A 14,274-nucleotide genomic window follows, 5' to 3' on the forward strand; every position below is an offset into this window, starting at 1 on the left:
GACTCGCTATTTTTTGACGGCCGTCCCGAACATGCCGTCCGGGAACACGTTCTGAGCGAGAAGTGCGTCTCGCCATGGCGACGCGAGCTCTACCAGACGTGCGGCGCCGTCTTCACCCAACGAAGCCCACGGAGCGAGCGCCAGATCGTCCGTGATGTCCTCGACAAGGGTGCGAATGTCCTGCCCGTGCTCGGTCAAAGCACCGTCCGTGTCGAGGATTTCACGGTCGGCAAGTGCCTCCACGGCCTCGTCCCACTGCTCGACGGACCAGCCACGACGCTTACGCGCGAACTCCTTTTCGAAGCCGTACCCGGTTGCGGTGTGGGTGATCAAGGCTTCGATGCCGTTCAATTCGGCGGTCTGCAGGGCGGCGATATGACCGTCCCCTCGGTGCTCGCGAAGCAGCGTCAGCGCATGCCACAGAACGAGGTGCGGTGCCGTAGGCCATTCGAGCTCGGCGTACGCGGAATACAGCGGTCGTCCATCGTCCCCGGGAATTCCGCGAGCAGCTATCGAAGCAAGTTCGGCAGCTTCGTTCATCTCGTGTGAAGAGTTAACGTCGGCACTCAGAAGCCTGGTGAAGGCGGCGTCCAACGCGCGATAGCGGATCTGCATGATCTTCTCCGGGGCACATATCGACCACGCAGCGGGAATCAACGGTGCAATCAGCTCACGGTTGAAATTGTAGAAAGTAGCTGTCACGACTCCAGCCCCCACCGCGCCCAGTGGCGCAGCACGTCCAGCGAAATAGCAGGCACGCCCAGCCAGGCCCGCTTCCACCAGCCCGTCCTGAGTCTCTGGGACGAAGTACGCCACCGAATGAAGAAGTTCGAGTGCGCGAGCACTCCGGCCGGCAGTGGATGCGTCCATGTCCTAAACCGTAGCGAACGCCCAGACCCTTCGTTGCGGCGCGTTACTAGGGCATGGTCGCGGCGTGTTGGCTACCGCATGGCCGGATTCGCGTTACTTCAGACCCGCTGCGTCCATCCCGCGTAATTCCTTCTTCAGGTCCTGAATTTCGTCGCGCAGCCTGCCTGCAAGCTCGAACTGCAACTCGCGGGCCGCATTCATCATCTGGTCGGTGAGGTTCTTCACCAGGGCTGCCAGCTCGGCCCGCGGCATCGACTTGACGTCCTGCCCCTCGTATACGCCGGAACTGACGGCGCGCCCCTTCTCGCCTTGGGCCCGACGACCCCGACTCGAATTACGCCCGGAACCACCCACTTCCACCGACTCGTCGGTGTCGTCGGCCTCCTCGTACACCTGATCGAGGATGTCCGCGATCTTCTTTCGAAGTGGTTGCGGATCGACGCCCTTTTCCTTGTTGTATGCCACCTGCTTCTCGCGGCGACGATCGGTTTCCTCGATGGCGTACTTCATCGAATCCGTCATCTTGTCCGCGTACATGTGAACCTCGCCGGACACATTACGAGCCGCGCGGCCAATTGTCTGAATCAAACTGGTGCCGCTACGGAGGAAGCCTTCCTTGTCCGCGTCGAGAATCGAAACGAGTGACACCTCCGGCAGATCGAGCCCCTCACGTAGGAGGTTGATACCGACCAGAACGTCGTACTCCCCGAGCCGCAGTTGGCGTAGCAACTCCACTCTTCGCAGAGTGTCGATGTCGGAGTGAAGGTATCGGACTCTGATGCCGAGCTCGAGCAAATAGTCAGTGAGGTCCTCGGACATCTTCTTCGTCAGTGTGGTGACCAAGATGCGCTCGTTCTTGTCTGCACGAATGCGAATCTCGTGAACGAGATCGTCGATCTGACCCTTGGTCGGCTTGACGACCACCGCGGGATCGATGAGCCCGGTGGGACGAATGACCTGTTCGACGAATTCTCCACCGGTCTGCCCCAGTTCGTACTTGCCCGGCGTCGCCGACAGATACACGGTTTGCCCGATCCGCTGAGTGAATTCTTCCCACGTCAATGGCCGGTTGTCCGTCGCCGACGGTAACCGGAAACCGAATTCGACCAGGTTGCGTTTGCGGGACATATCGCCCTCGTACATCGCACCGATCTGGGGAACGGTCACATGGGATTCGTCGATCACCATGAGAAAATCCTCGGGAAAATAGTCGATGAGCGTCGCGGGCGCTGTGCCTGGGCCTCTGCCGTCGATGTGCCGTGAATAGTTCTCGATACCGGAACAGAAACCAACCTGTTTGATCATCTCGAGGTCGTACTGAGTGCGCATGCGCAGTCGCTGAGCTTCGAGCAGCTTGCCCTTGCCCTCCAGCTCGGCGAGCCGATCCTCGAGTTCCGCCTCGATGTTCTTGACTGCCTTCTCCATACGCTCCGGGCCTGCAACGTAGTGCGTGGCAGGGAAGATCCGGACGGAGTCCACCTGACGGACGACATCACCGGTCAAAGGGTGCAGGTAGTACAGCGCCTCGATCTCGTCTCCGAAGAACTCGATCCGAATCGCCAATTCCTCGTACGAGGGAATGATCTCGACCGTGTCACCTCGAACCCGGAACGAACCACGAGTGAAGGCCATGTCGTTGCGGGTGTACTGCACATCCACCAGAAGCCTCAACAGAGCATCGCGCGGAACTTCGACACCTACCTGCAGCTCGATGGACCGATCTACGTAAGACTGCGGAGTGCCCAGACCGTAGATACAGGAAACCGACGCGACAACCACGACGTCGCGCCGCGAGAGCAAGCTGGCCGTGGCAGAGTGCCGCAAGCGCTCGACGTCGTCGTTCACCGAGGAATCCTTCTCGATGTAGGTATCCGTCTGAGCGATGTACGCCTCGGGTTGGTAGTAGTCGTAGTACGACACGAAATACTCGACCGAGTTGTTGGGAAGCATGTCTCGTAGCTCGTTGGCGAGCTGTGCGGCCAAGGTTTTGTTCGGGGCCATCACCAACGTGGGGCGTTGCAGCTTCTCGATGAGCCACGCCGTCGTTGCAGACTTACCGGTACCGGTGGCACCGAGCAACACGATGTCCTTCTCGTCGGCCCTGATCCGGCGCTCGAGCTCGGCAATGGCGGCCGGCTGGTCTCCAGCCGGCTCGTACTCACTGACGACCTCGAATGCGGGCCCCGTGCGTTCGATGTCTCCGACGGGGCGGAAGTCCGAGTGAGCCACCACGGGATGTTCGGATGCAAAGGCCATGCCTTACAGGTTAGACGCGACCACTGACACGTTCGAGGCGATGTTGCGTTCGACCGTGCAGATTCGAACCGACCGGGTAACTTGGTCAGTCATGGACGGACACGCCGCAGAGGCTACTCGAGTGCACGTGCACGCTCCCAAAGTCGAATACTTCGACCTCGACGCGTCGACGAACACCGACCCCAAGGGCTTCGTTCGCCCCGTTGACGAGTACCGGGCCGAGCCTTGGGGTCTGTACATGGCCAGGCCGTCCGACCATCCCCAGTTCGACTATCTGCAGTCCTGGTTGCTCCCGAGCCTCGGAATACGTGCATCGATATTTCACTACCTACCGGGTCACCGACGTGATCAAAATTACTATGTCGACATCGGTGAATTCGTCGCTGCGCCGCACATCTGGACGTCGACCGACCATTACCTCGACATCACGGTGAGAACCGGGCGCGGATTCGACCTCCTCGACGCGGACGAACTCTTGCAGGCACGCGTGGAGCATCACCTCGACGCGGAAACGGCTGAGCTTGCGATGCACCGTGCCGTGACGGCCATCGATGGACTTGCTCGGTTCGACTACGACCTGGACGCGTGGTTGGCATCGATCGGGATGCCGACCGCGTGGCGCCCGCAAGCTGCCCGTTAGGCCTGCCAACCGGTTTTTTCGGCCCATTCCCACGCACGAACGTAGGCGCGATCGAACCATGGCGCCTTCGAATCCGTGTACGCGGTGACAGCTTCCTGATCGTCGGCAATCCCCTCGGCGGCTGCGGCTGCTCTTCTCTTGATATCGAGGTATTCGGCAGCGGCCGCAGAATCAGCGCGGAGCCAATCGCGAAATACGAGCGCGAACTGCTGAGCCGGCCAGCCGTCGACCCTGATGTAGATGTTGGCCGTTCGGCCCGGATCGGCAGCTCCATGAAATCGCATGCCCCACACCGCAGGATCTGCTTCTCCCCCGATGCCGTACGCGGGCTTTGGATCGTCCGATTCGATGTGCTGGATGCGAGGAAAGCCGATCCGGTGCAACGGTTCTGTCAGCGAGTCGGCGATACCCAGGCTGGTGACCGTGATCTGGATGTCGATGGTGTCGACTGCTTCCATATCGGCAACAGCTGTCGATCCGATGTGATCGATTCTTACGGCTGCACTTCCACAGGCGACAGCAATGCGGGCCAACAACCTTCCTGCCTGGTCCGCCCATGTTGGATCCGATGCCGCGAGGGTCGGATGGGTAGTAACGACGGTGCCCTCACTGATGTTGCGTTCGAACGGTACGAGCCGGTCGAACCACAGGCGGCGCGCCACATCTTCGATGTCACCGGGCGCACCACTGTTGTCTATCCATACGTCGGCCGCGGCACGTCGTGCATCATCGGTCGCCTGGGCCGCGATTCGTGCCCGGACGTCCTGCTCGAGCATCTTCCGTTGCCCGACCAAACGATTCACACGCTCTTCCGAGTCGACGTAGACCACAGCAACGAGATGGAACAGCGCACCCATCTTGCCCTCGACCAACAGCGGAATGTCCTGAACGATCACTGCGTCCTCGGGTGCACCCTCGACGAGTTCGGAGGTTCGCTGCCCCACCAGAGGGTGGACGATCGCATTCAGTTTCCCTCGCGATTCGTCGTCGCGAAATGCCTTGGCCGCGAGTGCAGCACGGTCGAGTGATCCGTCCGGCCCGAGAATGTCCTCGCCGAAGGTGTCGACGAGTTGCGCCAGGCCCTCAGTCCCTGGCTCGACTACTTCTCTCGCGATCACGTCGGCGTCTACCAAAACACCACCGAGCCCGGCGAGAATCTTCGACACTGTGGACTTCCCTGCTCCGATGCCTCCGGTGAGGCCGAGTCTCAACATGGTGTCCAGTCTGTCACCGAACACGCCGAAGCACACCAGCCCCAAATGCACCAGCTTTACCGTCATGTCCGTTATCTTCGACGTGCGAGATAAATATCTGCCGACCCACTGCTAGCGAAAAGGACCCTTCGATGCGAAGCAATCAGATCCACCAGGGTCGGCACCGTCTCGGCACGGACTTGGGTGTTCACTGCGTGCTCATTCCCGAGATTGCCCTGGCGTTGGCTGATCATCGGCGAAACTGGTTCACCACGTTGCTGAGCCCTGCTCGACACAGCTTCGCCACCATGCGCAAGCGGACGTCCACCGTCGGTCAGTGGAGTCCCGCCGTCGCAGGCTGAGCCAGACCCCATCGAATTCGAAAATGGGCCCGAATCCACCCGGATCGGGTCTATTTTTGCGTGCGCATACCGGGTCCCGATGTAACTCGACCCGCGCCATCAACGAAGAAATGCCCCGGCTCTGAAGTACAGAACCGGGGCATACTCTCACACCCTTACGGGTGGACTACTTTTATCAGGCGTTGCCAGACAGCTTCTCGCGCAGCGCAGCAAGCTGTGCGTCGCTGGCAAGCGATCCACCGGTCGAAGCCGGAGCCGATGCTGCGGGAGCATCGCCTTCTGCTTCGGCAGGGGCCTGGCCCGACTCCGAGGAGTAGTTGGTGTTGGCAGCCTCGGCAGCTTCGTCCTTGGCTGTCTTCTCCATCTGAGCGGTGTGCATCTTGTGACGACGCTCAGCCTCGGCGTAGCGGCCTTCCCACTCTTCACGCTGCTTCTCGTAACCTTCGAGCCATTCGTTGGTCTCGGAGTCGAAGCCTTCGGGGAAGATGTAGTTGCCACCCTCGTCGTACGAGTCGGCCATGCCGTACTTGGACGGATCGAACTCTTCTGCGTAGTCCTCGTTGGCCTGCTTGAGGCTCAACGAGATCCGACGACGCTCGAGATCGATGTCGATGACCTTGACGAGTGCGTCGTCGCCGACACCCACGACCTGGTCCGGAACCTCCACGTGGCGCTCGGCCAACTCGGAGATGTGCACGAGACCCTCGATGCCCTCTTCGACGCGAACGAACGCACCGAACGGAACGAGCTTGGTGACCTTACCGGGAACGATCTGACCGATCGCGTGTGTGCGAGCGAACTGGCGCCACGGATCTTCCTGAGTCGCCTTGAGCGAGAGAGAAACGCGCTCGCGGTCCAGGTCGACGTCGAGAACCTCGACGGTGACCTCGGTGCCGACCTCGACAACCTCGGACGGGTGATCGATGTGCTTCCAGGAAAGCTCGGACACGTGCACGAGTCCGTCGACGCCGCCCAGGTCCACGAATGCACCGAAGTTGACGATCGAGGAGACGACGCCCTTGCGGACCTGCCCCTTCTGGAGCTGGTGCAGGAACTCGCTGCGAACCTCGGACTGAGTCTGCTCGAGCCATGCGCGGCGCGACAGGACCACGTTGTTGCGGTTCTTGTCGAGCTCGATGATCTTGGCCTCGATCTCCTTGCCGACGTACGGCTGGAGGTCGCGGACACGACGCATCTCGACGAGCGAGGCGGGAAGGAAGCCACGGAGACCGATGTCGAGGATGAGTCCACCCTTGACGACCTCGATGACGGTGCCCTTGACGGCCTCGTCCTTCTCCTTGAGCTCTTCGATCGTGCCCCAAGCGCGCTCGTACTGAGCTCGCTTCTTGGACAGGATCAAACGGCCTTCCTTGTCCTCCTTGGTGAGAACGAGTGCTTCGATCGCATCTCCCACGGAGACGACCTCGTTGGGGTCGACGTCGTGCTTGATGGAGAGCTCACGGGAAGGAATGACACCTTCGGTTTTGTAACCGATGTCGAGCAGAACCTCGTCACGATCGACCTTGACGATGGTGCCTTCGACAATGTCACCATCGTTGAAGTACTTGATCGTGGCGTCGATCGCCGCGAGGAAATCCTCTGCGGAGCCGATATCGTTTACGGCCACCTGCGGTGAGGTTGTAGTTGAGGGCATGTGTTGAGTTGCTCCGGACGGGTTGGGTATCGGTTGATGGATGTTCGGTCGGACTGTGAAACGAGTGTTGGAACAAGTGCTGAACTGTGGATCCAGTCAGTGGAACAAACGGCAGACAAGAATGTTCCCGAAAAGGTTCTGCAGAACCGCTGCACCCGGCATTGTTTTCGAGTCCGAGAATCGGACGCTCGAACAGCGCTGGCCCGCAGCATGTACACACTCGCGTCCAACAGGGTACGCGAGATGATCACACTGCGGCAAACCCGACTAACGTGTCGTCGATGAACGATAGTTCGCTCCCTCCAAACACCCCACCGGCGGAACCACAGTTACCGATTCACCCTGGTCGCGGAAGGCTCAGCTCCCAGGCCAGCGATCGAGCAAGCCGCTCGTGGTGGGATTCGGATGCGGACGAGTATCACCGCACGCACGGCGAGTTCCTCGGTGTCGGAACCGAGCAGGGCGAATTCGTCTGGTGCCCGGAAGGACTACACGAGGGCGACGTCCACCTCCTCGGTGAGATATCCGGCAAGCGCATCCTCGAGGTGGGCTGCGGATCAGCGCCGTGCGCCCGCTGGCTTGCCGCGCACGGCGCACATGCCGTCGGTCTCGACATCTCCGCGGGAATGCTTGCTCGGGGACTCGACGCGATGGCCGCCGGGGGCACATCTGTGCCGCTGATCCAGGCGAGCGCAGAGTCTTTACCCTTCGCGGACGAAAGTTTCGACATTGCCTGCTCTGCGTTCGGGGCGGTGCCCTTCGTCGCCGACTCAGCGAACGTGATGGCCGAGGTCGCGCGAATCCTCGCACCGGGTGGAATCTGGGTATTCGCCGTGAACCACCCGATGCGATGGATCTTTCCGGATGACCCGGGGGAAGCCGGGTTGACCGCATCCATCCCGTACTTCGACCGAACGCCGTATGTCGAGTTCGACAGCGAGGGCACACCAACGTACGTCGAGCACCACCGCACGATCGGCGATCGAGTCCGCGAGATCGTCGCAGCAGGCCTCGAAGTGCGCGACATCATCGAACCCGACTGGCCCGAATGGCTCGATCAGGAGTGGGGACAGTGGAGTCCGCTCCGTGGACAACTTTTTCCGGGCACCGCTATCTTCAGCTGCAGGAAGCCCGACTAGAGCAGCTTGGACAGAAACAGCTTGGTGCGATCGTGTTGCGGGTTCGCGAGCAGCGACCGCGGTTCCCCGGTTTCCACGACCACTCCGGCGTCCATGAAGACGAGCTGATCTGCGACTTCCCGTGCGAAACCCATCTCGTGGGTGACGACGATCATCGTCATACCGTCCTTGGCGAGTTGCTTCATCACACCGAGGACCTCGCCGACCAGTTCGGGATCGAGGGCTGAGGTCGGCTCGTCGAACAGCATCAGCTTCGGATCCATGGCGAGGGCCCGCGCAATGGCAACGCGCTGCTGTTGGCCACCGGAGAGCTGAGCCGGATACGCGCCCGACTTCTCACTGAGCCCGACCCGGTCCAAGAGCTCCATTGCCCGTGCGGTCGCGTCCTTCTTCTTGATCTTCTTGACCTGAGTCGGAGCTTCGATGATGTTTTCGAGCGCCGTTCGATGCGGAAACAAATTGAAATGCTGGAAGACCATACCGATGTCGCTGCGCTGTTTGGCGGCCTTCTTCGGATGGAGTTCGTAGAGCTTGCCGTTCTTCTCCTCGTACCCGACCAGTTCGTCGTCCACGTAGAGGCGGCCTGCATTGACCTGCTCGAGGTGATTGATGCACCGCAGAAATGTCGACTTTCCCGAACCCGAAGGCCCCACCATGCACAGGACCTGGCCCTTGTCGATTTCGAGCGAGATCCCGTTGAGAACCCGTAGCGCACCGAAGCTCTTGCACACCTGGTCGGCCTTGACCATGGGACTCACATCGCACCACCCTCGGAGGAACGCGGCGCCATCAGCGGCTTGCCGCCTTGGGCATCAGCGAGAGCCTGCAGTTGACGATTCGTCAAGGTTCGCGACACGCCCTTCGAATAGTGACGCTCGAGATAATACTGACCGACCATCAGAATGCTGGTCATCAGCAAGTACCACGTCGACGCGACTAGGAGCAGAGGGACTGGTTCGAAGTTCACGCCCGAGATGTCACGCGCCCGCCCGTACAGTTCACCGGTGAACGGAATAGCGATAACCAGCGATGTGGTCTTGAGCATGCTGATGACCTCGTTACCGGTCGGCGGAATGATCACGCGCATAGCCTGCGGTAAGACCGTCCGACGCATGGTTTGGGACCACGTCATGCCGAGCGCCTTCGACGCTTCGAACTGGCCCTCGCCCACCGAATTGATGCCCGCCCGTACGATTTCTGCCATATAGGCGGCCTCGTTCAACGCAAGGCCGATCACTGCGAACCAAAATGCGGAATACAGCGACTGGAGGTTGAATTCGGCAACCTGAACGGTGAACGGGATGCCCAGAGCGACGTTCTTGTAGATGACCGGCACCAGGCCCCAGAAGGTGAGCTGAACGTAGATCGGCGTTCCGCGGAAGATCCACAGGTAGATCCATGCAGCACTTCGGAGAACCGGGTTGGGAGACAACCGCATCACAGCGATCACGACGCCCAGGACTACAGCGATCACCATCGAATAAACCAGCAATTGAACTGTGATCCACACACCGTTGCCGATCCTGCTATCGAACAGGTAGCGACCGTAGGTACCCCAGCTATACGCGGAGTTGGTCGCGGCGCCGTACACAAAGAGCCCGAACAAAACGATGACGATGATCGCGGCGACCCATCGTCCCGGGTGGCGCAGCGGAATCGCCTTGATCGGCGTCGGTTCCCTGCTCAGTACGATCGGTGAGCCGGACGAGGCCGAGTCAGTCACACGAAGTCCTTTCGACAAGACAGTGAAGCCACGTTGTGCGTCAGTTGACTGCGCCGTTGATCTGCGCCGTTTCCAATACGCCTGCTTCGACGCCCCAATTCTCGGCAATCGTCTGATACTGACCATTGTCGATGAGGTACTGGACTGCCTGCTGCAGCGAAGCGGCAAGCGGTGAACCCTTGGCAACCGGGTAACCGTACGGAGCGGAGTCGAAGACCTCACCTGCAGCTTCGAGCTTGTCACCGGTCTGCTTGATTGCGTAGGCGGTTACAGGCGAGTCCGCGGACATGGCGTCGACACGGCCCAGCACAAGTGCGTTGACTGCGTCGTCCTGGCTGTCGAACTTCAGAATGTCGATGGCGGGCTTCCCCGCTGCCACGCACGCTTCGCTCTTGGCCGGAACTTCTTCTTGGTCCTGAATCGTCGTCGTCTGGACTGCCACCTTGAGACCGCACGCGTCGGTGGGGTCGACCTTGCCGCCCGCTTGCTGCGCCCACTGAGTGCCGGCGTTGAAGTACGTCGTGAAGTCGACGGAGTTTTCACGTTCCTTGGTGTCGGTGAACGACGACATACCCAAGTCGTAGGTTCCGGCCTGCACCGACGGAATGATCCGATCGAAGTCGGCCTCCTCGTACTGGGCGGTTACTCCCAGAACACCTGCGACGGCATCCATCAGGTCGACATCGAATCCGATGATCTTGCCGGAGGCGTCCTTGAACTCGTTAGGCGAGTAAGGAACGTTGACGCCGACGACCAACTTGCCGGAGTCCTGGTTCTTCTGCGGGAGCGTCGCGGCAACTTCGGCCACCTCACTGATCTCCACCGCTGTCTTCTCGTCGGCGGCCGGAGCGCCTCCGTCCTCGGTGTTCTGAGCGCATGCCGTCAGCAGAAGGGCCCCGGCACCACTGAGCGCCAGAATGATTCGCGCGGGCCTCGAATACGAGCGTGCAAACAAGAGAATGCCTCCAGAAATCGAAACAGGACATCGCGGCGTGCGATGTTGCCAGAGATACGAACTTAGACGACAGCTGTCACCTATGTAGTGCAGGTAATCGAACAGTAACGCGGGGGTCGAGCGTACGGCGTCGTTTCCGTTCGGCCATATTCTCTTGTGCGTCGCTCAGACACGCAAGGTTCTGGCGACCACGGTCTCGGTGAACTCGCTCGTCGATGCCCTGCCGCCGAGATCTGCCGTAGCTACGCCGGAGCCGAGGGTGCCCTCTACCGCATGTCGGATGCGCTTGGCGGCATGACGAAGCCGATTGTCGCCGCTGTGATCGCCGAGCCAATCGAGCAGCATCGCGGACGAGAGAAACAACGCGGCCGGATTCGCGACGTTTTTGCCTGCGATGTCCGGAGCCGAGCCGTGGGCGGCTTGGGCCATTGCTTTGGACTCCGAGGAATTGAGTGACGGCGCCATTCCCAGGGACCCGGACAGCTCTCCGGCAAGATCGGAAAGGATGTCACCGAACATGTTCTCGGCGACGATCACGTCGAAATCGCCACCCCGCCTGACGAGATGAGCGGCCAGGGCGTCGATGTGTTCCTCGTCTACGGTGACATCCGGGAAGTCCTCGGCGACGGTTCGGCAGGCATCGCGAAACAGACCCGTCGTCATCGACAGAACATTCGTCTTGTGCACGATGGTGACGTGCTTGCGGCGCGTGCGCGCCAACGCGAAAGCCTCGCGCGCAATCCGTTCGCAGGCGGTACGGGTGAAGACTCCGACGGCGAGTGCAACGTCGGGTGTCGGCATGAACTCCCCGCTACCGAGGAACATGTTTCGGTCGGCGTAGAAGCCTTCGGTGTTTTCGCGGACAACGACGAGGTCCATCTCCGGTGACAGCGCCCGAACGTCCGGGTACGCACGCGCAGGACGGATATTGGCGAACAGATCGAACTTTTTGCGCACCACCCCACCGGGCGTGAGCTGCGAACGAAAGGGCTCCGGGTAGGACGCACTGTCGTGCGGCCCGAGAATCCACGAGTCCAGTGTCGCCAACTCTTCGAGTGTCGAGTCCGGGATCGGTGTTCCGTGCGAGTCGATCGCCTCACGTCCGAGAGGTAGTTCGACCCACTCGACCCGCAGCGACGTCTCCGCGCCCACTGCGGCGTCGACGACGCGCATCGCGGCAGGCACGATCTCGTGGCCGATCCCGTCGCCGAGCATCGACCCGATTCGCAGTGTCCGAGCCTCTTCGTACGCCATGTGAGACATCATGACTCACTATGGTCCAGTCATTGGAATTGCTCCTCGACGACACGCTCGACGCCGCCGTCAGACGGGAATGGCAACTGCTGCTCGACGCAGACCTACCCAGCCAAGGCAGGCACAAGGGCATCTCGAATCGTCCACACATCACGTTGTCGGTTGCCGACGAGATGAACGAGTTCGACACCCGGGTGCACGACGAATACCTTCTGGTCGACATGCCCGTCAGACTTGGTGCATTCGTGGTCTTCCGTGGCAGACACGCGACGTTGGCTCGACTGGTCGTGCCGTCGAGGAGACTCATCGATCTTCACGCGCGCGCATCAGAGGTGGTAGGCGATGCGGACGGTTCTCGTTCGCATACCGCACCCGGAAAATGGACTCCGCACGTCACGCTCGCACGACGTATGACTCGCATCGAACTGGCCGAGGCTCTGCTTCGTCTCGATTCTGCGCAGCCCGATCTCGTCGGGACCACGTCGGCGTTGAGACGTTGGGACGGCGAAGAGAAGCGCGAATGGATCGTCCGTCAGAACCGGTAGTCACCGAATTGGCTCTCCTCCCGGTGTGTGTCGGGAGAGTATCCGAAGGATATCGCCCCGTGGATCACCGCCAGAACAGCCAGGATGAGCAGTGCAATGGTCATGCGGCAAGCCTGCTGCCACGCGATCTCGTACAACAGTGGCGGTTATGACACGTTACCTCGGTTTTCTGCCATACTTGGTTTTGTGCTGAAACGAGTAGTCGTACCACTCCTGCCGCTGACCGAGCAGTTCGAACTCGGAGTGGCATGCGAGGTCTTCGGCTTCGACAGATCCGACGAGGGTCTACCTACTTACGACTTCTCGATCATCGCCGGTGTGGCCGAACCCATCCGGACCCGTTTCGGCTTCACCATCGATGTTCCCCACGACCTGTCACAGCTCGACGAGGCCGATCTGATCGTCGTTCCGGCTGGGGGCACCTACCCGTCGGAGGACGGCAGCTACCTGTGCACCAGCGAGTACGACGCCTCGATCGAGCCGCTGCTCGTCAAGTTGCGTGCCGCGGTTGCACGCGGTGCCAGCGTCGCCAGCCTGTGCAACGGCGCATTCGTGCTCGGCAAGGCTGGGCTTCTCGACGGACGAAGATGTACGACGCATTGGCGCACCTCGGCCAGGCTTGCCGCCGAGTATCCGCTTGCCGAGGTCGACCGGGACGTTCTCTATGTGGGCGACGGCAATGTTTTCACCAGCGCAGGCACCGCAGCCGGAATCGACTTGTGCCTCCATATCGTTCGCAAAGAGCAGGGCAGCAAGGTTGCCAACGGGATAGCTCGCCGCATGGTCGTACCACCGCACCGTGACGGCGGGCAGGCCCAGTTCGTCACCACTCCGCTGCCCACCACCGAGACCGAAACGCTTGCTCCGCTGCTGGACTGGATGACGGAGAACCTCGGCGACGACCTATCGGTGCAGAAACTGTCTGCGCGGGTCAACATGTCCGCCCGGACTTTCGCGCGCCGGTTTCAAGCCGAGACCGGGACCACTCCCGCCCGGTGGCTCAACGACCAACGTGTTCTGGCGGCTCAGCACCTACTCGAAGATTCGGATCTGTCGATAGACGTCATCTCCGAACGCGTCGGGTTCGGCAACGCAGCGGTGATGCGTCAGCATTTCGTGCGTGTGCGGTGCACGACACCCAATTCTTATCGTCGAACGTTCCGCGCGTCACCACAACCGGCTTGACTGCGGGGCCGGTCTGCAGGTTCGGGAAGCTTTCGGCACAGTGTTGCGTTGAGGGACTCTAGAGAACGAAAACACCGATGAAAGGGCAGGCGTGGCTACACAGACTTTGACTCAGCAGAACTTCGACGACATCGTCGGAGGAAATGACGTCGTGCTCGTCGATTTCTGGGCGTCCTGGTGCGGCCCGTGTCGCCAGTTCGCACCGACTTTCGAGAAGTCCTCCGAGGAGCATCCCGACGTGGTGCATGCCAAGGTGGATACCGAAGCAGAGCAGGGACTCGCCGCTGCTGCCAACATCAAGTCGATTCCCACGATCATGGCGTTCCGCGAGGGAATTCTGGTGTTCGCACAGCCGGGTGCACTGCCTGCAGCAGCCCTGGAAGATCTGGTGGTACAGATCAAGGCGCTCGACATGGACGTGGTGAAAGCACAGGTAGAAGAGCAGAAAGCCGACGCTCCGGCCGAATAGCTCATTCCTGGAAGAACGATAAAAGCCGG

14 protein-coding genes are annotated in these 14,274 nt (G+C 60.8%); 6 read left to right on the forward strand and 8 right to left on the reverse strand.

Translation table 11 applies throughout. The features are described from left to right. Positions 1–6 precede the first annotated feature (6 nt). Together O1W68_RS12000 and uvrB are read right to left on the reverse strand one after the other, a co-directional pair. A complete protein-coding gene (locus O1W68_RS12000) occupies positions 7–870 on the reverse strand; it encodes an SCO6745 family protein (protein ID WP_269303838.1) in 864 nt (287 codons plus the stop codon). 93 nt (positions 871–963) lie between these two features. Then, positions 964–3,126, reverse strand: coding sequence for an excinuclease ABC subunit UvrB (gene uvrB / locus O1W68_RS12005; protein WP_084346522.1), 2,163 nt, complete (start codon positions 3,124–3,126; stop codon positions 964–966). Between the two features lie 127 nt (positions 3,127–3,253). On the opposite strand from uvrB, the gene O1W68_RS12010 reads away from it, so the two are divergent. Beyond that, a complete protein-coding gene (locus O1W68_RS12010) occupies positions 3,254–3,766 on the forward strand; it encodes a DUF402 domain-containing protein (protein WP_269304481.1) in 513 nt (170 codons plus the stop codon). On the opposite strand, the gene coaE is transcribed toward O1W68_RS12010, so the two are convergent. Beyond that, positions 3,763–4,980 (reverse strand): dephospho-CoA kinase, encoded by a 1,218-nt coding sequence (gene coaE / locus O1W68_RS12015; protein WP_269304483.1) that lies wholly within the window; start codon positions 4,978–4,980, stop codon positions 3,763–3,765. The genes O1W68_RS12010 and coaE overlap by 4 nt on opposite strands. A gap of 131 nt (positions 4,981–5,111) precedes the next feature. Between coaE and O1W68_RS12020 the strand changes: the two genes are divergently transcribed. Further along, on the forward strand, positions 5,112–5,321 hold the full coding sequence (locus O1W68_RS12020; RefSeq protein ID WP_269303839.1) for a hypothetical protein: 210 nt from the start codon (positions 5,112–5,114) through the stop codon (positions 5,319–5,321). 175 nt (positions 5,322–5,496) lie between these two features. On the opposite strand, the gene rpsA is transcribed toward O1W68_RS12020, so the two are convergent. Further along, entirely contained in the window at positions 5,497–6,975 is a 1,479-nt protein-coding gene (rpsA, locus tag O1W68_RS12025) for a 30S ribosomal protein S1 (RefSeq protein WP_084346524.1), read from the reverse strand. 281 nt (positions 6,976–7,256) lie between these two features. Between rpsA and O1W68_RS12030 the strand changes: the two genes are divergently transcribed. Next, positions 7,257–8,114 (forward strand): class I SAM-dependent methyltransferase, encoded by an 858-nt coding sequence (locus O1W68_RS12030; RefSeq protein WP_269303841.1) that lies wholly within the window; start codon positions 7,257–7,259, stop codon positions 8,112–8,114. Here the strand turns inward: O1W68_RS12030 and O1W68_RS12035 are convergent. The 4 genes from O1W68_RS12035 to O1W68_RS12050 all read right to left on the reverse strand — a co-directional run bounded on the left by O1W68_RS12035 (position 8,111) and on the right by O1W68_RS12050 (position 12,046). Beyond that, positions 8,111–8,863, reverse strand: coding sequence for an amino acid ABC transporter ATP-binding protein (locus O1W68_RS12035; protein ID WP_084346526.1), 753 nt, complete (start codon positions 8,861–8,863; stop codon positions 8,111–8,113). The genes O1W68_RS12030 and O1W68_RS12035 overlap by 4 nt on opposite strands. 5 nt (positions 8,864–8,868) lie before the next feature. After that, positions 8,869–9,837, reverse strand: coding sequence for an amino acid ABC transporter permease (locus O1W68_RS12040; protein ID WP_269303843.1), 969 nt, complete (start codon positions 9,835–9,837; stop codon positions 8,869–8,871). Positions 9,838–9,877: 40 nt separating this feature from the next. Continuing rightward, positions 9,878–10,792: an ABC transporter substrate-binding protein gene (locus tag O1W68_RS12045; protein ID WP_269303844.1), complete on the reverse strand. Its 915-nt coding sequence runs from the start codon at positions 10,790–10,792 to the stop codon at positions 9,878–9,880. Between the two features lie 165 nt (positions 10,793–10,957). Continuing rightward, on the reverse strand, positions 10,958–12,046 hold the full coding sequence (locus tag O1W68_RS12050) for an isocitrate/isopropylmalate dehydrogenase family protein (protein ID WP_269303846.1): 1,089 nt from the start codon (positions 12,044–12,046) through the stop codon (positions 10,958–10,960). Positions 12,047–12,066: 20 nt separating this feature from the next. Between O1W68_RS12050 and O1W68_RS12055 the strand changes: the two genes are divergently transcribed. The 3 genes from O1W68_RS12055 to trxA all read left to right on the forward strand — a co-directional run bounded on the left by O1W68_RS12055 (position 12,067) and on the right by trxA (position 14,245). Beyond that, positions 12,067–12,591 (forward strand): 2'-5' RNA ligase family protein, encoded by a 525-nt coding sequence (locus tag O1W68_RS12055; RefSeq protein WP_186628437.1) that lies wholly within the window; start codon positions 12,067–12,069, stop codon positions 12,589–12,591. 186 nt (positions 12,592–12,777) lie between these two features. Next, positions 12,778–13,776 carry a GlxA family transcriptional regulator gene (locus tag O1W68_RS12060; RefSeq protein WP_269303848.1) on the forward strand — a complete coding sequence of 333 codons (999 nt, stop codon included), beginning with the start codon at positions 12,778–12,780 and terminating at the stop codon, positions 13,774–13,776. A gap of 91 nt (positions 13,777–13,867) precedes the next feature. Beyond that, positions 13,868–14,245, forward strand: a complete 378-nt coding sequence (gene trxA / locus O1W68_RS12065; protein WP_269303849.1) for a thioredoxin — start codon at positions 13,868–13,870, stop codon at positions 14,243–14,245. Positions 14,246–14,274: the final 29 nt, after the last annotated feature.

This window comes from Rhodococcus sp. H36-A4 (genome assembly GCF_027158005.1).
In the GTDB taxonomy this organism is placed as follows: Bacteria; Actinomycetota; Actinomycetes; order Mycobacteriales; family Mycobacteriaceae; genus Rhodococcoides.